Source organism: Pseudomonas sp. AK-TSAG1-1, assembly GCF_056821665.1.
In genome coordinates, this window is record NZ_CM165965.1 from 5,874,797 (window position 1) to 5,894,309 (window position 19,513).

Annotated in this window: 18 protein-coding genes; 12 read left to right on the top strand and 6 right to left on the bottom strand. The window is 60.7% G+C overall.

Annotated elements, in window-relative coordinates:
- Positions 1–63: 63 nt before the first annotated feature.
- Positions 64–918, bottom strand: coding sequence for a sulfurtransferase (locus AC1UK9_RS26670; protein ID WP_482578797.1), 855 nt, complete (start codon positions 916–918; stop codon positions 64–66).
- A 31-nt stretch (positions 919–949) separates the two neighbouring features.
- Positions 950–1,621, bottom strand: a complete 672-nt coding sequence (locus AC1UK9_RS26675) for a TetR/AcrR family transcriptional regulator (protein ID WP_025112085.1) — start codon at positions 1,619–1,621, stop codon at positions 950–952.
- A gap of 145 nt (positions 1,622–1,766) precedes the next feature.
- Here AC1UK9_RS26675 and AC1UK9_RS26680 point away from each other — a divergent pair, with 145 nt between their 5' ends.
- From AC1UK9_RS26680 to AC1UK9_RS26700, 5 genes are all read left to right on the top strand, one after another.
- Positions 1,767–3,197, top strand: coding sequence for a coniferyl aldehyde dehydrogenase (locus AC1UK9_RS26680; protein ID WP_473013839.1), 1,431 nt, complete (start codon positions 1,767–1,769; stop codon positions 3,195–3,197).
- A 28-nt stretch (positions 3,198–3,225) separates the two neighbouring features.
- Positions 3,226–3,771, top strand: a complete 546-nt coding sequence (locus AC1UK9_RS26685) for a hypothetical protein (RefSeq protein WP_025112083.1) — start codon at positions 3,226–3,228, stop codon at positions 3,769–3,771.
- Between the two features lie 121 nt (positions 3,772–3,892).
- Positions 3,893–5,488 carry a GMC family oxidoreductase gene (locus tag AC1UK9_RS26690; RefSeq protein WP_482578798.1) on the top strand — a complete coding sequence of 532 codons (1,596 nt, stop codon included), beginning with the start codon at positions 3,893–3,895 and terminating at the stop codon, positions 5,486–5,488.
- A gap of 115 nt (positions 5,489–5,603) precedes the next feature.
- Positions 5,604–6,083, top strand: coding sequence for a pantetheine-phosphate adenylyltransferase (coaD, locus tag AC1UK9_RS26695; RefSeq protein ID WP_003229157.1), 480 nt, complete (start codon positions 5,604–5,606; stop codon positions 6,081–6,083).
- Between the two features lie 102 nt (positions 6,084–6,185).
- Positions 6,186–6,437, top strand: a complete 252-nt coding sequence (locus tag AC1UK9_RS26700; protein WP_003195146.1) for a YfhL family 4Fe-4S dicluster ferredoxin — start codon at positions 6,186–6,188, stop codon at positions 6,435–6,437.
- A 132-nt stretch (positions 6,438–6,569) separates the two neighbouring features.
- Here AC1UK9_RS26700 and AC1UK9_RS26705 read toward each other — a convergent pair whose 3' ends face one another.
- The 3 genes from AC1UK9_RS26705 to AC1UK9_RS26715 form a co-directional block, all read right to left on the bottom strand.
- Positions 6,570–6,893, bottom strand: a complete 324-nt coding sequence (locus tag AC1UK9_RS26705; RefSeq protein ID WP_482578799.1) for a multidrug transporter — start codon at positions 6,891–6,893, stop codon at positions 6,570–6,572.
- A gap of 69 nt (positions 6,894–6,962) precedes the next feature.
- Complete coding sequence (gene mutM, locus AC1UK9_RS26710) at positions 6,963–7,775, bottom strand: bifunctional DNA-formamidopyrimidine glycosylase/DNA-(apurinic or apyrimidinic site) lyase (protein WP_003229159.1); 813 nt, start codon at positions 7,773–7,775, stop codon at positions 6,963–6,965.
- 12 nt (positions 7,776–7,787) lie between these two features.
- Positions 7,788–8,600: an HDOD domain-containing protein gene (locus AC1UK9_RS26715; RefSeq protein ID WP_177327356.1), complete on the bottom strand. Its 813-nt coding sequence runs from the start codon at positions 8,598–8,600 to the stop codon at positions 7,788–7,790.
- Between the two features lie 228 nt (positions 8,601–8,828).
- Here AC1UK9_RS26715 and AC1UK9_RS26720 point away from each other — a divergent pair, with 228 nt between their 5' ends.
- From AC1UK9_RS26720 to ilvD, 6 genes are all read left to right on the top strand, one after another.
- The gene (locus tag AC1UK9_RS26720) at positions 8,829–9,368 is read left to right on the top strand and encodes a type 1 glutamine amidotransferase domain-containing protein (protein WP_482578800.1); all 540 of its coding nucleotides are present in this window, start codon (positions 8,829–8,831) and stop codon (positions 9,366–9,368) included.
- 162 nt (positions 9,369–9,530) lie between these two features.
- Positions 9,531–10,727, top strand: a complete 1,197-nt coding sequence (locus AC1UK9_RS26725) for a class I SAM-dependent rRNA methyltransferase (protein WP_473013842.1) — start codon at positions 9,531–9,533, stop codon at positions 10,725–10,727.
- A 441-nt stretch (positions 10,728–11,168) separates the two neighbouring features.
- Positions 11,169–12,242, top strand: a complete 1,074-nt coding sequence (locus tag AC1UK9_RS26730; protein WP_482578801.1) for a SagB family peptide dehydrogenase — start codon at positions 11,169–11,171, stop codon at positions 12,240–12,242.
- The gene (locus AC1UK9_RS26735; RefSeq protein WP_482578802.1) at positions 12,239–13,216 is read left to right on the top strand and encodes a diiron oxygenase; all 978 of its coding nucleotides are present in this window, start codon (positions 12,239–12,241) and stop codon (positions 13,214–13,216) included. The genes AC1UK9_RS26730 and AC1UK9_RS26735 overlap by 4 nt, the downstream gene beginning before the upstream one ends.
- Positions 13,209–14,441, top strand: a complete 1,233-nt coding sequence (locus AC1UK9_RS26740; protein WP_482578803.1) for an MFS transporter — start codon at positions 13,209–13,211, stop codon at positions 14,439–14,441. Before AC1UK9_RS26735 ends, AC1UK9_RS26740 begins: the two co-directional genes overlap by 8 nt.
- Positions 14,442–14,699: 258 nt before the next feature.
- Positions 14,700–16,541 (top strand): dihydroxy-acid dehydratase, encoded by a 1,842-nt coding sequence (ilvD, locus tag AC1UK9_RS26745; protein ID WP_025112073.1) that lies wholly within the window; start codon positions 14,700–14,702, stop codon positions 16,539–16,541.
- A gap of 227 nt (positions 16,542–16,768) precedes the next feature.
- Here ilvD and AC1UK9_RS26750 read toward each other — a convergent pair whose 3' ends face one another.
- Positions 16,769–17,830, bottom strand: coding sequence for an HAD family hydrolase (locus tag AC1UK9_RS26750; protein WP_473013846.1), 1,062 nt, complete (start codon positions 17,828–17,830; stop codon positions 16,769–16,771).
- Positions 17,831–18,071: 241 nt separating this feature from the next.
- Here AC1UK9_RS26750 and AC1UK9_RS26755 point away from each other — a divergent pair, with 241 nt between their 5' ends.
- Positions 18,072–19,463 (top strand): L-cystine transporter, encoded by a 1,392-nt coding sequence (locus AC1UK9_RS26755; protein WP_025112071.1) that lies wholly within the window; start codon positions 18,072–18,074, stop codon positions 19,461–19,463.
- Positions 19,464–19,513 lie beyond the last annotated feature (50 nt).

A 19,513-nucleotide genomic window follows, 5' to 3' on the forward strand; every position in this document is an offset into this window, starting at 1 on the left:
CACTGATGCCTGACGCGCCGCCTTCGCGAGCAAGCCCGCTCCCACAGGGGGGATTGGCAGTGGTTATTCGCCCGTGGCGATTCCGCGGGAAGGCTCGTTGATCCACTCACTCCACGACCCGGCATACAACGTACCCAACGGATAACCCGCCAGGCACAGCGCAAACAGGTTGTGACACGCCGTCACCCCGGAACCGCAATAAGCCACCAGTTCCGCAGGCGAGCGATCACCGAGTTTCGCGGCAAACCGCTGCTTGAGCTGATCCGCCGGCAGGAAGCGCCCGTCGCTACCCAGGTTCTCGGTAAACGCCGCGCATTGCGCACCGGGAATGTGCCCGGCAATCGGGTCGATAGGCTCCACCTCACCCTTGAAGCGCGGCAAGGCGCGGGCGTCGAGCAACGTCAGCGACGCCTGAGCGAGGCGTTGCTGCAATTGCTCGGCGCTCAGCAGCAGTTTCAGGTCCGGCTGACCGCTGAAGTTGCCCCGGCTGACCGCTGGCGCATCCAGGCTCAGCGGCAGACCGGCTGCGTGCCAGGCTTTGAGACCGCCGTCGAGAATGAACACGCCGTCGCGCTTGCCCAGCCACGCCAGCAACCACCAGGCCCGGGCCGCGTAGGCGCCGGGGCCGTCGTCGTAAAGCACCACATCGCTGTCGGCATCGATGCCCCAGGCTTGCAGGCGTTCGATCAACGCCGCCGGCTCAGGCAGCGGATGGCGTCCGGTCACGCCTTTGATGACCGTGCCACTGAGGTCGCGCTCAAGGTCGGCGAAACGGGCGCCGGCAATGTGCCCTTCGGCATAGCTGCGCTGCCCGTAGTCCGGGTCTTCGAGGGCAAAACGACAATCGAGAATCACCAGCCCCGGCTGCTCCTTGCGGGCATCCAGTGCGTTCGGGCTGATCAGTTGCGCAATCGGCATAACGGACTCCTGTGAGCGACTTCGAAATGGGTTACTGCCCTTCCTCGAGGGCCTGGGCCAGCGGCACGTAAAACTCGTCGAACAAGGCATTCACCTCTTCACGGGCCTGATCGGTGACGAACCCGGCTTCCAGCACCAACACCTGATACACGCCACGCTTGATGGCCTGCTCGCTGAGGTGGTTGGAGTTTTCCCGGGTGGTGCACAGAAAGCGCACCCAGGAGGTGAGGATGATCCAGGCATTGATCGTCAGGGATTCGATTTGCACCCGATCCATCTTGAGAATGCCGGCCGCCACAAATCCCTCGTAGATCGCCATGCCCTGGATCACGCAGCGTTGGGAGAAACGCCGGTAGCGCGCCGCCAGGTCCGGGTCGCTGTCGAGCAGGTGTTCCAGATCGCGATGCAAAAAACGATAGCCCCACATCGCCGACAGCAGTTCCTTGAGGTAATAGCGCTTGTCTTCGACCGTGGCGGCACGCCCCTGCGGCGGGCGCAGAAAGCTGTCCACAAGGCTTTCGTACTCACTGAACAGTACAGCGATGATCGCCTGCTTGTTGGGGAAGTGGTAGTACAGGTTGCCCGGAGAAATCTCCATGTGGGCCGCAATGTGGTTGGTACTGATGCTGCGCTCGCCCTGCTGATTGAACAGTTCGAGGCTGTTCTGCACGATGCGCTCGCTGGTTTTTATTCGTGGGGCCATGGCTTGAGCTTTAATTCAGAGTGCGGTGAGGGGCATCTTACGACCTAACCGGAAATGGATAAAACAAAGCTGTGTCGGGAAGTCATTTGACTTTGTAGAGCATAGACTCTAAAAAGTCCTCACTACAATAAATCCGGAGCAGACGATGACTGCCGACATTGCTTACCTGCAAACGCTGCAACAGCCGCTGGAAGAGCTTGACCGGTTGTTCGCGGCACAGCGCACCGCCTATGCCGCCAACCCGATGCCACCAGCGGCCCAGCGTCAGCAATGGCTCAAGGCATTGCGCGACTTGCTCAGCGATGAGCGTCAGGCCCTGATCGACGCTATCAGCGCGGATTTCAGCCATCGCAGCGCCGATGAAACCCTGCTCGCCGAGCTGATGCCCAGCCTGCACGGCATTCATTACGCCAGTCGGCACCTCAAGGGCTGGATGAAGTCCTCGCGGCGCAAAGTCGGCATGGCCTTTCAGCCGGCGTCAGCGAAAGTGGTGTATCAACCACTCGGCGTGGTCGGCATCATCGTCCCGTGGAACTACCCGTTGTATCTGGCCATCGGCCCGCTGGTCGGCGCACTGGCGGCGGGCAACCGGGTGATGCTCAAGCTCAGCGAATCGACGCCCGCCACCGGCCTGCTGCTCAAGGCCCTGCTCGCGCGGATTTTCCCCGAAGACCTGGTGTGCGTGGTGCTCGGCGAGTCGGACATCGGCGTGGCGTTTTCCTGTCTGCGCTTTGACCACCTGCTGTTCACCGGGGCCACCAGCATCGGCAAACACGTGATGCGCGCCGCGGCGCAAAACCTGACCCCGGTAACCCTCGAACTGGGCGGCAAATCCCCGGCCATCGTCTCCCGCGACGTACCGCTCAAGGACGCCGCCGAACGCATCGCCTTCGGTAAAACCCTCAACGCCGGACAAACCTGCGTCGCCCCCGATTACGTGCTGGTGCCGCAAGACCGCGTCGGCGCGTTCGTCGAAGCCTATCGTCAGGTGGTCAACAGCTTCTACCCGACCCTCGCCGACAACCCGGACTACACCGCGATCATCAACGAGCGCCAACTGGCCCGGCTCAACAGTTATGTCAGCGACGCCACCAGCAAGGGCGCGCTGCTGATCCCGCTGTTCGACCAGGGTCAGGGCCGGCGCATGCCGCACAGCCTGTTGCTGAACGTCACTGACGAAATGATCGTGATGCAGGATGAAATCTTCGGCCCACTGCTGCCGATCGTGCCGTACCAGGATCTGGACCAGGCATTTGCCTACATCAATCAGCGGCCTCGTCCGCTGGCGCTTTACTACTTCGGCTACGACAAGCGCGAACAGAACCGCGTGCTGCACGAAACCCACTCCGGCGGCGTGTGCCTGAACGACACCCTGCTGCATGTGGCGCAGGACGACATGCCGTTCGGCGGCATCGGCCCGTCGGGCATGGGCCACTATCACGGCCACGAAGGCTTCCTGACCTTCAGCAAGGCCAAGGGTGTGCTGATCAAACAGCGCTTCAACGCGGCGAAACTGATCTACCCGCCGTACGGCAAATCGATTCAGAAACTGATCCAGAAGCTGTTCATCCGCTAATCGTCGTCACCGCCGGGTAATAACAACAATGCACCCAAGCCTGACCGAAACACCTGCCCTGTCGCGCCGTGGACTGCTGAAATTCAGCCTCGGCGCCACTGCGTTTCTCGCTACCGCCGGCCTTGGCGCCAGCCTCAGTGGCTGCTCATCGAGTGTCGCAGCCAGCGGCTTCGTCGCTTTGCGCGACGGCGACCTGTTGTTCCTGCGCGCCCTGATTCCGGTGATGCTCGACGGCGCCGTGGCGAGCGAAAAAATGCCCGCTGCCATCGATGGCACCCTCAAGTCGCTCGACTACAGCCTCGATCACCTGTCGCCGGAGATGCTCAAACTCACTCGGCAGTTGTTCGACGTGCTCGGCATGGCGGTCACCCGCGGGCCGCTCACGGGCATTTGGGGCAGTTGGGAAAACGCCAGTCCCGAGGCGATGCGCCACTTCCTCGAACGCTGGCAGAACAGCTCATTGAGCCTGCTGCGCATGGGCCACAGTTCCCTGCAGCAAATGGTGATGATGGCCTGGTACACCCGCGCAGATTCTTGGGGGCATTGCGGCTACCCGGGACCGCCTACCGTCTGAAATCGGCGCCGCGCCTTTCGCGAGCAAGCCCGCTCCCACATTTTGAAATGCATTCCCCTGTGGCAGCGGGCTTGCTCGCGAAGGGGCCCACAAGAACAACAAGAACAAGAGAACCTGATCGATGCCTGTACCCGACCCGTTCCGCGAAGGCCTCGCCCGTGGCTGGAAAACCTACAACGGCGCACAACTGACCGACGACCTGACGCTGCAAGCCGACGTGGCCATCATCGGCAGCGGTGCCGGTGGCGGCACCACGGCAGAAATCCTCAGCGCCGCCGGCTACAAAGTGCTGCTGATCGAAGAAGGCCCGCTCAAGACCAGTTCCGACTTCAAGATGCTCGAAGACAAGGCTTACAGCAGCCTTTACCAGGAAGGCATCGGCCGCATGAGCAAGGACGGCGCGATCACCATCCTCCAGGGCCGCGCGGTGGGCGGCACCACGCTGATCAACTGGACATCGAGCTTTCGCACCCCGGAGCCGACCCTCGAACACTGGGCCAGAGAGCACAACGTCAAAGGCCACAGCCCGGCCGAGATGGCGCCGTGGTTCGAGAAAATGGAGCAGCGTCTGGGCGTCGCACCGTGGAGGGTTCCGCCCAATGCCAACAACGACGTGATCCGCAAGGGCTGCGAGCAACTCGGCTATAGCTGGCACGTGATCCCGCGCAACGTGCGCGGTTGCTGGAACCTCGGCTATTGCGGCATGGGCTGCCCGACCAACGCCAAGCAATCGATGATGGTCACCACCATCCCCGCGACACTGGAAAAGGGCGGCGAGCTACTGTACCTGGCCCGTGCGGAAAAACTGCTGATCAACGGCGACAAAATCACCGGCCTGCAGTGCGTGGCAATGGACGAGCGCTGCGTCTCACCGACCGGGTACAAAATCACGGTCAAGGCGCGGCATTACGTGCTGGCCGGTGGCGGCATCAACAGCCCGGCCCTGCTTTTGCGTTCGGACGCGCCGGACCCGCATCAGCGCCTCGGCAAACGCACCTTCCTGCACTTGGTAAACATGTCCGCCGGGCGTTTCGACGAAGTGATCAATCCGTTCTACGGCGCGCCGCAGTCGATCTACTCGGATCATTTCCAATGGAAGGACGGCACCAGCGGCCCAATGGGCTACAAACTCGAAGTACCACCGCTGCAGCCGGCTCTGGCAGCAACACTGCTGGGCGGCTTTGGCCAGCAGAACGCCGAACACATGGCTGACCTGCCGCGCACCCACGCGATGCTCGCGCTGCTGCGCGACGGTTTCCACCCGGACAGCCCCGGCGGCAGCGTCGAGTTGCGTGGCGACGGCTCGCCGGTGCTCGACTACCAGGTCTCGCCTTACGCCTGGGAAGGCTTGCGCCGCGCCTTTCACAGCATGGCCGAAATCCAGTTTGCCGGCGGCGCCAAAGCGGTGATGCCGATGCACGCCGATGCGCGCTACGTGAAAACCCTGGCCGAGGCCCGCACCTTGATCGACAGTTTGAGCCTTGAGCTGTACCGCACACGCCTTGGCAGTGCCCACGTGATGGGCGGTTGTGCAATGGGCGAAGACCCGAAAAGCGCGGTCACCGACAGCCTCGGCCGGCATCACCAACTGAGCAATCTGTCGATTCACGACGGCTCGCTGTTCCCCACCAGCATTGGCGCCAACCCGCAATTGTCGGTGTACGGGCTGACCGCACAACTGGCGACGGCCCTCGCCGATCGGCTGAGAAATCCGTGAAAAAACCGGTTTATCGCGTCGTCTATAGTGCTTTCTTACCCAACAGGCGACTTGGCCGACCGGGACGGCTGCGATACCATCCGACTCCCCAACGGACTCCCGCCAGGACGACGCGATGAACCGAGTGTTGTACCCAGGTACCTTCGACCCTATTACCAAGGGCCATGGCGATCTGGTCGAACGCGCCTCGCGCCTGTTCGATCACGTGATCATTGCGGTCGCCGCCAGCCCCAAGAAAAACCCGCTGTTCCCGCTGGAACAACGGGTCGAACTGGCTCGCGAGGTCACCAAACACCTGCCAAACGTGGAAGTGGTCGGCTTCTCGACGCTGCTGGCGCATTTCGCCAAAGAGCAGAACGCCAATGTGTTCCTGCGTGGTCTGCGCGCGGTGTCGGACTTCGAATACGAATTCCAGCTGGCCAACATGAACCGCCAGTTGGCCCCGGACGTAGAGAGCCTGTTTCTCACCCCGTCCGAACGCTATTCGTTCATTTCCTCGACCCTGGTGCGGGAAATTGCGGCGCTGGGCGGCGACATCAGCAAGTTCGTGCACCCGGCCGTGGCCGATGCCCTGACCCTGCGCTTTAAGAAGTAACGACCGTTCAAACGGCGCCCGCGTGCACTGCGGGCGCCAATGCGGCACAATTACGCGCATTGATTTATAGCGCCCGGGCCTGCCGCCCCGGCTGGAGTTAGCATGTCCCTGATCATCACCGACGATTGCATCAACTGCGACGTCTGCGAACCCGAGTGCCCGAACGCCGCCATTTCCCAAGGCGAAGAGATCTATGTGATCGACCCTAACCTGTGCACCCAGTGCGTCGGCCACTACGACGAGCCGCAGTGCCAGCAGGTCTGCCCGGTGGATTGCATTCCGCTGGACGAAGCGCATCCGGAGACTGAAGAACAGTTGATGGAGAAGTACCGCAAGATTACTGGCAAGGCCTGATCTGGCCGTTTTGTAGCGCGCTTCCGGGCCTCTTCGCGAGCAAGCCCGCTCCCACACTGGAATGCATTTCAAACTGTGGGAGCGGGCTTGCTCGCGAAGGGGCCGCCAACAACACCGCACAACGGGATCAGCTCACTCCCGCTGCTCGAACCCCTCCCCCGTACACCCCAGACAGCGCACGAACGCTGCTTTCGCCGGGTCGACCACCAACGCCTGCCCCGCATCGCTCACCCCGCCACCCAGCGCGGTAAACGGCAACGACACCACAAACACCCCCGCACCCAGTACCGTCGCCACCACTAGCAACGGTCGGGCGATCAGCAAATCGCCAATCATGGCGTAGGCCGGAGGGTTCTGAATCGCGTAGCGTGGGTCACCGCTGCCGCCCTCCGTCGCCCGGGTCGGCAGACTGGAACACAACAGCAGCGCAATGAGCAGGACTTGCAGGGGCTTCATGGCACGATCCTTCGGGCTGAACAGTGAGACAACTCACTATAGACCGTAGGACCTTTTCAGCTTTTTGCTTCAGGTCTGGCAGCGCGGGCAGAACACACTGGCCCGCTGACCGAGCTTCACTTCGCGCAGGCCGGTGCCGCAGACCTTGCAGTGCTCACCGCCACGGCCATAAACGAACAGCTCCTGCTGGAAATACCCCGGCTGCCCGTCGCCACCGATGAAATCACGCAACGTGGTGCCGCCACGCTCGATGGCAGCGGCGAGGATGCGTTTGATCTCGATGGCCAGCTTCAGATAACGCGCCCGGGAGATGCTCTTGGCCTCGCGGCGCGGGTCGATCCCGGCAGCGAACAGGGCTTCGGTCGCGTAAATGTTGCCGACACCGACCACTACCGCGTTGTCCATGATGAACGGTTTGACCGCCATCGAACGCCCGCGCGACAGCTGGAACAGGCGCTCGCCGTCGAACAGATCGGTCAACGGTTCCGGCCCGAGGCGAATCAGCAGTTCGTGATTGAGCGGATCGGTGCTCCACAGCATCGCGCCGAAGCGCCGCGGATCGGTGTAGCGCAGGGCCAGCCCGGACTCCAGCTCGATATCGACGTGCTCATGCTTCAACGCCGGCAGCCCGACCTCTACCAGACGCAGGTTGCCCGACATCCCCAGGTGACTGATCAAGGTGCCGACCTCGGCATTGATCAACAGGTACTTGGCCCGCCGCTCGACCAACACGATGCGCTGCCCGGACAGGCGCACATCAAGGTCTTCGGGGATTGGCCAGCGCAGCCGGCGATCACGCACAATCACCCGGCTGACGCGCTGGCCTTCCAGGTGCGGGGCAATGCCCCGGCGGGTGGTTTCGACTTCCGGCAGTTCAGGCATGGTGTCCTCGAATCAATGCGCGCCGAGGTCGCGGATCGTTTGCTTGAGCGTTTCGAAATCGTAGTCCGACAGCCCCACGTAATCGAGTACCAGCGGGCCGACAGCGTTCCATTCGAAATCCTCGGTCTGGTTACCCAGTACCCGATAGGAGGCGCAAATGTGCTCGGCCATCTTGAGGATCGCCAACAGGTTTTTCAGCTGGCTGTTGCGCGAGGACTCATCGCTGAAAATCGCCAGTGCATTGTGGTGATTGGCGATGGCCGCGCTGACGTGCTCCGGCAGGCGCCAGGACTTGGCGGTGTAGTAGCCGACCACTGCATGGTTGGTGTTGAACTCGGCGTTTTCAGTGTCCACCACCCGGCACTCGGCGCTGGCATTGGCGTAGGCCTTTTCCAGCACCGACATGTAGTTGGGGAACCGTTGCAGCATCAACGGCACCCCGCAATCGTGAAACAGGCCCAGGGCATAGGCCTCATCGCCGGCCTGAGTGCCGATGCGCTTGGCCAGGGTCAGGCAGGTCATCGCCACGTCCTGGGCGGTGTCCCAGAAACGGTTGAGGGTGACGATGGTGTCGTCGTTCATCTCGCCCTTGATCGACTGCGCGTTGATCAGGTTGATGATCGAGCGGCTGCCCAACAGATTCACCGCGCGCTGGATCGAAGTGATCTTGTTGCTCAGGCCGTAATAAGGCGAATTGACGATTTTCAGCAGCGAGCCGGACAAGCCAGGATCCTGGGAGATCAGCTTGGCGATCACCTCCAGGTCCGGGTCGGGCATGTACTGCTCCATTTGCAGATCCACCATGATCTGCGGCTGCGCGGGCACGCTGATGCCTTGCAGGGATTGTTGAATCTGTTCGGTGGTCAGCTCTTGGGACATAAGTACACACTCTGGGACAGGCGGCGATTCTAACCTCTAAAAACCGCGCGACGACACACCAGTGGGCAATTGTCAGGAACTTTCATTCAGGCCACGGCTTCGGAATCTGTAATGCCCAAGGGATCACCCCGATCCCGTGCGGCGGCAAATTCCCGCAGACTCAGGAGCTTATCGATGGCCACTTCCCTCAACGGCAAACGCATCGCCATTTTGGTAACAGACGGTTTCGAACAGGTCGAATTGACCGGTCCCAAGCAGGCACTGGAGCAAGCCGGCGCCCGGGTCGACATCCTTTCCGCCGAGGCCGGCAAGGTCAAAGGCTGGAACCACGACAAGCCGGCGGACGACTTCAAGGTCGACCAGACGTTCCAAGGCGCCAGCAGCGAGCAGTACGACGCGATCGTCCTGCCGGGCGGCGTACAGAACTCCGACACCATCCGCATCGACCAGGATGCCCAGCACCTGGTCAAGACCGGAGCCTCCGCCGGCAAACCGATTGCGGTGATCTGCCACGGCAGCTGGTTGCTGATTTCCGCCGGGCTGGTCAACGGCAAGACCATGACCAGCTACAAGACGGTCAAGGATGATCTGGTGAATGCCGGGGCCAATTGGGTCGACAAAGAAGTGGTCAAGGACGGCAATCTGATCAGCAGCCGCCAGCCCGACGATATTCCGGCGTTCAGCAAGGAACTGATCAGCGCGCTGTCGGCGTAGCATTCAAAATCGCTTTCGCGAGCAGGCTCGTTCCCACATTGGAATGCGTGCAAATGTGGGGGCAGGCTTGCTCGCGAAGGCGTCATCAGCGTTTCATCGCTCTCCAATCCCGGCACCAGTCCCAACACGGTATACTCCCGCTCTTTTTTCCGGAGCGACGTCATGTCCCTGCCTAGCCTGCGCCTCAAAGCCAACGCCGACCGTCGCCTGCGCAACGGCCACTTGTGGGTCTACAGCAACGAAATCGATGTGGCTGCCACGCCACTGCACGGCTTCAAGGCCGGCGATCAGGCGATTCTCGAAGCCGCCGGCGGCAAGCCGCTGGGCATCGTCGCCATGAGCCCGAACAACCTGATCTGCGCGCGTCTGCTGTCGCGCGACATCAAACTGCCGCTGGACAAATCGTTGCTGGTGCACCGCCTGAACGTGGCCCTGTCGTTGCGCGAGCGCCTGTTCGACAAGCCGTTCTACCGCCTGGTCTACGGCGACTCCGACCTGCTGCCAGGTCTGGTGGTCGACCGTTTCGGTGACATTCTGGTGGTCCAGATCGCCTCGGCGACCATGGAAGCGCATAAAGACGACGTGATCGCCGCACTGACCCAAGTGCTCAAGCCAAGCGGCATTCTGTTCAAGAACGATTCTGCCGCCCGTGATGCCGAAGGCCTCAACCGTTACGTCGAAACCGTGTTCGGCCTGGTGCCGGAGTGGGTGGCACTGGAAGAGAACGGCGTGAAGTTCGAAGCGCCGGTCATCGAAGGCCAGAAAACCGGCTGGTTCTACGACCACCGCATGAACCGCGCCCGCCTGGCTCCCTACGCCAAAGGCAAACGCGTCCTCGACCTCTATAGCTACATCGGTGGCTGGGGCGTGCAGGCGGCGGCGTTCGGCGCCAGTGAAGTGTTCTGCGTCGACGCGTCGGGCTTCGCCCTCGACGGCGTTGAACGCAACGCTGCGCTGAACGGCTTCGCCGACAAGATGACCTGCATCGAAGGCGACGTGTTCGAAGCCTTGAAAGAGCTCAAGGCCAGCGAAGAGCGTTTCGACGTGATCGTTGCCGACCCGCCAGCGTTCATCAAACGCAAGAAAGACATGAAAAACGGTGAAGGCGCCTACCGTCGCCTGAACGAGCAAGCCATGCGCCTGCTCACCAAGGACGGCATCCTCGTCAGCGCTTCGTGCTCGATGCACCTGCCGGAAGATGATCTGCAGAACATCCTGCTGACCAGCGCCCGTCATCTGGACCGTAACATCCAGCTGCTCGAACGCGGCGGTCAAGGCCCGGATCACCCGATCCACCCGGCCATCGCCGAAACCCGCTACATCAAGAGCATCACCTGCCGCCTGCTGCCTAACAGCTGATTGGCACAAAAACGGGGAGCCCAAGGGCTCCCCGCTTGTTGTCTGGCGATGCAACGTCGCCGAATGCCTGTTCTCTCTCTATCGTCCTACACATAACTTCTCGAACAATTGAAGGAAATTTCCCTGCGCATTCGATTTAACACTCTATAACTTACAAATATGCTTTGACTACGCGACCACTCTGACAAAATTACTGGAATTTTCCTACTTAATAATCACTTGCCAATAACTCATTACAAACTATGATTAAGTTGTCACCACGAGGTGACACCCAATATCACTGAACATGGAGTTCATACTATGAAAGCAATTACTCTGGAAGCTAACAAAATCGCAAACCTGGCTTTTCTGGTCGCCCCTAAAACCCGCTAAGTAAGGTGGACGCTGGGGAGTGCCGGCACCCCAGCGTCCTTTCGACTTTGTCCAGAGCGAAGAGCCAACATGCACATAAATCCTTATTTATTCATACTGCCGCGCACACCCGGACTTATTGTCTGGAACTACAAAGAACACACCCAACATGAACTCGATATCGATTATTCATCGAGACTTGCAGAACTTATTCACAACCCAAGCTTGTTTGATCACTGCAACACCATAGACACACAACTATCAAATGCAAAAATATTAACCATTACAAAGATAAACAGTCCCGAATGGGGCTGGGACGAGTTGTCGAAGATTTACCATATCGGCACACAGAACATTCCCTGTGAAAACGTGCCGCAGAATATCCATGAATGGTCCCGACAATACCTGGATCACTGCAATGAAGTGCTGGCCTCAGACGCTCCTGACAGGGAGCGCCCGGTTCCGGGCGTCGAACGACGCATCATGCTGCCGTCCCCCGCCACATTGACTGAAAGCAGCCTGGGCAATGCGCTGCTGCAGCGAAAGACCTGTCGCGCGTTTACCGGCGAAGCAATCACCCTCGAAACCGTTGCCACGCTGCTGTATCTCTCGCTGGGTTATCTAGACGAACGTGAAAACGATCGCGACGCCAGCATCGCCCAAGGCCTCGGCGCCCGACGCAGTAGCCCGTCGGGTGGCGGATTGAACGCCTGCGAAGGTTTTGTACTGGTGCAGAACGTCAGCGGCCTGGCACCGGGCATTTACGCCTATCACCCGGCCGAGCACGCCTTGAGTCCGGTCGGTCCATTGCCCGAGTCGGCGTTGGGCCAGCTTCTGGCTGGGCAACATTTCATCAACAACTTGCCGTTGGGGCTGTTCATCACCGCGCGTTTCGACAAGCTCTGGTGGAAGTATCAACATTCCCGGGCCTACCGCATGGCCTTCGTCGAAGCCGGCCACCTCTCACAGTCTTTCCAGTTGGTGGCTACGGCCCTGGGCCTTAACACCTGGCTGACAGGGGCATTCAACGATCAGCAGGTCGAAACCCTGCTGGGCATCGAAGGCAGTGCCGAGCAGCCGCTGTTCTTTGTCGGTTGCGGCGCGAGTGACGGTCAGGCGATGTGCCAGGAAATGCAGGATCTGCTCCAGGAGACGCAAGCATGACGGCCCCCGTGGCAGATTCGACTTCGGCGCCGGTTTCCTGGGCGCTCCGGTTTACCCTCGGCGACTGGAACACCAGTGCCTCGGTACGCACCAGCCAAAACGACTACCAGCTACCGCAAGACGTACAGCAACAACTGCAAACCCGTTTCTGGTTCCCGCCGGCCTTCCTGCCGTATCTGGCGCACCCCGCCATTCAGGCCGCAGGTACAACCGTCATGCATCGCCTGACTGCCAACCATCTGGTGCATTTTCTTGACTACACCACCCTGCTCGAACACCGCATCGTCAACCGGGCTGTGGAAACCATCGTCCACGGCGAGTTGCCGGCCTACATTCCGCCACGGATGAAAACTGCTGCACTGCAGCTCTACACGGATGAGGGCTACCACGCGCTGTTCTCTGATCGACTGGCCAGCCAGATTGCCGACTTGCATGGTTTCGTCGAACGTCCGGTGATGCCCTTGCGAATCACCCGAATGAACGCCCTGATTGCCCGCACAACCGAGAGCCAACGTCCGCTGGCGTGGTTTCTGCTCGGCTTCGTCTCCGAAACCATCATTGCCCGGGAGTTGCTGGAGGTTTGCCGCGAAACTCTGGTCAGCAGCGTGAACAGCATGTTGCGTGATCACCTGAGCGACGAGGCCCGCCACAGTCGTTACTTCAGCGAAGTGTTCCATTATTTGTGGCTGACCCTGAACAGCCGCCAGCGCACCTTCACCGCCAGAACCCTGCTGGACGCCATCGGGATCTTCTTCGAAGTCGACGAACGCTGGCTGCGACAGAGTCTGCGGGGCGTCGGCATTGCAGAAACCGATGTGGCGCAGATTGTCAGCGGCCTGGCGACCGCACAGGCCAACCGGCAACGAGCGCGCTCAGGCGCCGGCGCGACGCTGCATGCACTGGAGCAGGCAGGGTTCTTTGCGCTGCCGCATAACCGCAAACTTTTTGCCAAGGCAGGCCTGATCGATGAATGACCTAGTAAACACCGCTACTGCCCGACAAAAACGCGGCGCCGTCAGTCTTCTGCTGGCCATGGTCCTGCTTGGGGTGTTTCCTCTGGACGTGCTGCTGCCCTCGTTCCCCGCATTGGCCGAACACTTTCGCAGTTCCCCGGCGGACATTGCGCTGTCGATCAGCCTGTTCGCCGTAGGGATTGCGTTCGCGCAACTGTTGATCGGGCCACTCTCCGATGTGATCGGCCGTAAAGGATTGCTGCTCGCAGGCATGGGTGTGTCGATGCTGGGGGCGCTCGGCTGCGCCATGACCCGCGACTACACCCTCTTTCTGGCGTTCCGGTTGCTGCAGGCATTGGGGTGTGGCTGCTTCGTGCTGTCCCAGGCGCTGGTTCAGGATCTGTTCGAGGGTGAGGAGCGCGACCGCTTGCGCATCCTGATGGTGACCGCGACCGGAATTTTCATTTCAGTGTCGCCGCTGGCCGGCACCTTTCTGCAAGCCACTCTCGGCTGGCGTGGCAGCTTCTGGGTATTCACCGCGCTGGCGGCGGCTGTACTGGTCAAGGCCTGGTTTTTTCTGGAGAACAGTCATCGCGTCGTTCGCAACACGCCGCTCAACTTCCTCAATGCCTATCGCCGAGTGCTGGGCGATTTCGAGTTCGTCGGTTACTGGCTCATATCCGCATTTGCGTTTGCCTGCCATTTCTCGTTCATCGTCATCTCGCCACTGATCTTCATGGATCAACTGCAGCTGTCGGCCTATGAGTATTCGCTGATCCTGCTGGTCTACGGTGCGGCCTATATCGTTGGCGGGATTGCCGCTGCGCTGCTGAGCCTGCGCATCAGCGCAGCGCACCAGATCGTCGCGGGTTTGAGCATGATCCTGCTGGCGGGGCTGGTGATGCTGTTCCTGTCGCAGCACTTCGCGCTCTCACCCGTCACGGTACTGATCCCTATGCTGATCTGCACTGCGGGCACCACCATTGCGCGCCCGGCCGCCACCTCGCGAGCCATGGGCCTGTTCCCGGAGAACGCCGGCACTGCGGCATCGGCCGGCAGTACGATCATCTTCATCTGTGGCGGTTTGATCAGCGCCCTGATCAGCCTGAGCCCGAGCAACCTGCAAGCAACCCTCGGTTACTGTTTTGTCCTGCTCAGTTGCATCGCACTGGCGTTGAACAAGCGGATCAATCGTCGCGCCAGAGTCATCGAAAGCAGTGCCATCGCCCCCACGGGCGGCGATTGAGCCTGCCGGTCGTCATGCCACACGCACCGTCGGCACTGGAACAATGCTTTGCGCCATTCCCTCCGGACGCCAGCGGTGTAGAATCGGCTGATTCATCGCCATTCATCCCCCGGCGGGTTTATGAGCTCAGGCTGAGGCAAGCGGCGATCCCGCAAAGTCATCGGCAACATCCAGGACACACGGCCATTTCTGAGTGTTCCAGACGTCAATAGAAGCTCACTCCCTTTTGATACCTGATTAGCCGCCCGGAGTGCTCCAATGCCTGATTACCGTTCGAAAACATCCACCCACGGCCGCAACATGGCCGGCGCCCGCGCACTGTGGCGCGCCACCGGGATGAAAGATGACGACTTCAAGAAGCCGATCATCGCCATTGCCAACTCCTTCACCCAGTTCGTTCCGGGCCACGTGCACCTCAAAGACCTCGGTCAACTGGTTGCCCGTGAAATCGAACGCGCCGGTGGCGTAGCGAAAGAATTCAACACCATCGCCGTGGACGACGGCATCGCCATGGGCCACGACGGCATGCTCTATTCGCTGCCGAGCCGCGAGATCATCGCCGACTCCGTCGAGTACATGGTCAACGCCCACTGCGCCGACGCCATTGTCTGCATTTCCAACTGCGACAAGATCACCCCGGGCATGCTGATGGCCGCTCTGCGCCTGAACATTCCGGTGATCTTCGTGTCCGGCGGCCCGATGGAAGCCGGCAAGACCAAACTCGCTTCCCACGGCCTCGACCTCGTCGACGCCATGGTCATCGCCGCCGACTCCAGCGCTTCTGACGAGAAAGTCGCCGAGTACGAGCGCAGCGCCTGCCCGACCTGCGGTTCGTGCTCCGGCATGTTCACCGCCAACTCGATGAACTGCCTGACCGAAGCACTGGGCCTCGCCCTGCCAGGCAACGGTTCGACCCTGGCCACCCACAGCGACCGCGAACAGCTGTTCCTGCAGGCCGGCCGCACCATCGTCGAGCTGTGCAAGCGTTACTACGGCGAGAACGACGAATCCGTGCTGCCGCGCAACATCGCCAACTTCAAGGCGTTCGAGAACGCGATGATGCTCGACATCGCCATGGGCGGTTCGACCAACACCATCCTGCACTTGCTGGCTGCCGCCCAGGAAGCCGAGATCGATTTCGATCTGCGCGACATCGACCGCCTCTCGCGCAGCGTGCCGCAACTGTGCAAGGTCGCGCCGAACATCCAGAAGTACCACATGGAAGACGTGCACCGCGCCGGCGGCATCTTCAGCATCCTCGGTTCGCTGGCCCGTGGCGGCCTGCTGCACACCGACCTGCCGACTGTGCACAGCCGCAGCATGGAAGAAGCCATCGCCAAGTGGGACATCACCCAGACGACCGATGAAGCCGTGCATCACTTCTTCAAGGCAGGTCCTGCCGGTATCCCGACGCAGACGGCGTTCAGCCAGTCGACCCGTTGGGAAACCCTCGACGACGACCGTGAAAACGGCTGCATCCGCAGCTTCGAGCACGCCTATTCGAAAGAAGGCGGCCTGGCCGTGCTGTACGGCAACATCGCCCTCGACGGCTGCGTGGTGAAAACTGCCGGCGTCGACGAGTCGATCCACGTCTTCGAAGGCAACGCGAAGATCTTCGAAAGCCAGGACAGTGCGGTGCGCGGCATCCTCGCTGACGAAGTGAAGGAAGGCGACATCGTCATCATTCGCTACGAAGGCCCGAAAGGCGGCCCGGGCATGCAGGAAATGCTCTACCCGACTTCGTACCTCAAATCCAAAGGCCTGGGCAAAGCCTGTGCGCTGCTCACCGACGGTCGTTTCTCCGGCGGTACGTCGGGCCTGTCCATCGGTCACGCTTCGCCAGAGGCCGCCGCCGGTGGTGCGATCGGTCTGGTGCAGGACGGCGACAAAGTGCTGATCGACATTCCGAACCGTTCGATCAACCTGTTGGTCAGTGATGAAGAACTGGCTGCACGCCGGATCGAGCAGGACAAGAAAGGCTGGAAACCGGTGGAACAGCGCCCTCGCAAAGTGACCACCGCGCTCAAGGCCTACGCCCTGCTGGCGACCAGCGCCGACAAGGGTGCCGTACGTAACAAGGCGATGCTCGACGGGCTGTAAGCGTCCAATCGCAGAAACAAAAATGCCCCGCCAAAGTGCGGGGCATTTTTTTGCCTGATGAAAATATCCCAGACCCTGAAGATCAAAACTGTGGGAGCGGGCTTGCTCGCGAAAGCGGTCTACCGGTCAAAAAAACTGTCGCCTGACACTCCTTCTTCGCGAGCAAGCCCGCTCCCACAGGGACTGTCAGTGATCCCGGAGTCTGTGCTCCCACAGAGGACCGGGGCTTACTGAATTTCTTCTGGCTTGACGATCACCCAGTTCTTGTCCGCTGTCACCGGCAAGCCTTCCTTGGCCTGCGCTGCCGCATGCTTGGCCATCATGCCGTTGAGCTGAGTCATGTATTTGTCCTTGCGGTTGACCCACAGGTGGATACCGCCCTTGGCCACATCCACATCGTGGAACAGCATGTAGCCGTCGCTGCTCGGGGTGTCGCCGCCCACCAGCACCGGTTTTTTCCACTCATCGATGTACGTCAGGATCGCCGCGTGCTTGCCGGCCATCCAGGTTGCCGGGGTCCACAGGTACGGGGTCAGTTCGAGGCCAAGGTTGGCCTTCTCGTCATACTTGCCAGCCGTGATCTGCTTGCGCGCAGTGGTCAGCTCGCCGGTTTCGCGGTTCTTCAGCAACGTGGTCACGCCGATCACGTTTTGCGGTTTGACGTTGTAACCGTACTTCGGATCAGCCGCGACCATCCGCACCAGCTCTTCAGAGGCGGCAGTCATCACGTAGACCTCGATGCCGTTCTCCATCAGCTTGTTGTACAGCTCGGCCTGACCGGTAAAGACTTTCGGCGGCTGCACGTCGAGGTTCTTCACCACGTCGCCATCGTAATAGGTGGTTGGTACCGGCTTGCCCGAAGCCATCAGCTCATCGACATACCCCTTGAGCTCCTTGAGGGTGAAGCCGGAGAACACCTGCGCCACCCACGGGTAGCAGACCATGTCATCGACTTCGCACAGGCGATAGTAGTAACTGAACAGGCTTTCCTTGTGGTCGGCGGTGTCCTTGAACGGCATCAGTTTCAGGGAGGGATCGAGTTTGTCGCGAGTGATCAGGCCCTTGTTTTCCATGAACGGCAGCAACGACTCTTCGAGATCGTAGCGGTAACTGGTGTTGTCCATGTCGAACACCGCGTAGTTACCCTTGTTGGCGTTGGCCGCGATCATCGCGTCCAGTGCCTTGGCCTGATCCGCCGGCCAGTGTTTCAGGTCGGTGGCGAATGCCTGACCTGCCAGACCCAACCCTAACGTCAGTGCGACAGCCAGAAACTTCGGTGCGAACTTCATTGGCGCTTTCTCCCTGATGTAAAGACATCGACGCTAACAAATAAGTGTGACAGTCCTCGTCTGTCAGCGACCGCTTACGTCTCCTCAACGCCAGCTGCATTGCCGAGAGCGACAAGCGCTTATTCCAAAAACGACGGACGACCTGCGATTTCGGTATTAATTCATTGGAAATCAAACTGTTAGGCTTGCCGGTTCGCAGTTGCCCAAGAAGGCGACTGGCACAAGTCTTATCGGAGTCTTCATGAATCTGCCGCTGATCCTCAATCTGCTGGTGTTCCTCGCCCTGCTCTTTGGCCTGGCGCAAACCCGCCACACCACCTGGAGCCTAGCGAAAAAAGTCCTGCTTGCGCTGGGTCTGGGCGTGGCGTTCGGCGTCGCCCTGCATACCGTCTACGGTGCTGGCAACCCGGTGCTGAAAGCCTCGATCGGCTGGTTCGATCTGGTGGGCAACGGTTACGTGCAGTTGCTGCAAATGATCGTGATCCCGCTGGTGTTCGCCTCGATCCTCAGTGCGGTGGCGCGTCTGCACAACGCCTCATCGCTGGGCAAGATCAGCTTCCTGACCATCGGCACCCTGCTGTTCACCACCGCGATTGCGGCGCTGATCGGCATCGGCCTGACCAACCTGTTCGGCCTGACCGCCGAAGGTCTGGTCGCCGGCACTCAGGAAATGGCCCGCCTGCAAACCATTCAGACCGACTATGCCGGCAAGGTCGCCGACCTGAATGTGCCGCAGCTGCTGCTGTCGTTCATTCCGCAGAACCCGTTCGCCGACCTGGCCCGGGCCAAGCCGACTTCGATCATCAGCGTGGTGATCTTCGCTGCATTCCTGGGGGTTGCTGCGCTGCAACTGCTCAAGGATGACGTCGAGAAAGGTCAGAAAGTGATCAACGCCATCGACACCCTGCAAGCCTGGGTGATGCGTCTGGTGCGTCTGGTGATGAAGCTGACCCCGTACGGCGTGCTGGCGCTGATGACCAAAGTGGTCGCCGGTTCCAACCTGCAGGACATCATCAAGCTCGGCAGTTTCGTCGTGGTCTCGTACCTCGGTCTGGGCCTGATGTTCGTGGTGCATGGCCTGCTGGTGTCGGCGGCCGGGATCAACCCGCTGCGCTTCTTCCGCAAGATCTGGCCGGTGCTGACGTTTGCGTTCACCAGCCGCTCCAGCGCGGCGAGCATTCCGCTGAGCATCGAAGCGCAGACCCGTCGTCTGGGGATTCCACAATCGGTGGCGAGTTTCGCTGCTTCGTTCGGTGCGACCATCGGCCAGAACGGCTGCGCCGGCCTGTACCCGGCGATGTTGGCGGTGATGGTAGCGCCAACCGTGGGCATCAACCCGCTGGATCCGCTGTGGATCGCGACGCTGGTGGCGATTGTGACCCTGAGCTCGGCCGGTGTGGCCGGTGTCGGTGGCGGCGCGACGTTTGCGGCGCTGATCGTGCTGCCGGCGATGGGCTTGCCGGTGTCACTGGTGGCGCTGCTGATTTCGGTTGAGCCGCTGATCGACATGGGGCGTACGGCGTTGAACGTGAGTGGTTCGATCACGGCGGGTGCGATTACCAGCCAGGTGATGCAGCAGACGGATAAAGAACTGCTGGATGCGGATGAGCATGCGGAGCTGGCTCAGGCTTAAGCTTTTCAGTGATTGAGCGGGCCTCTTCGCGAGCAAGCCCGCTCCCACAT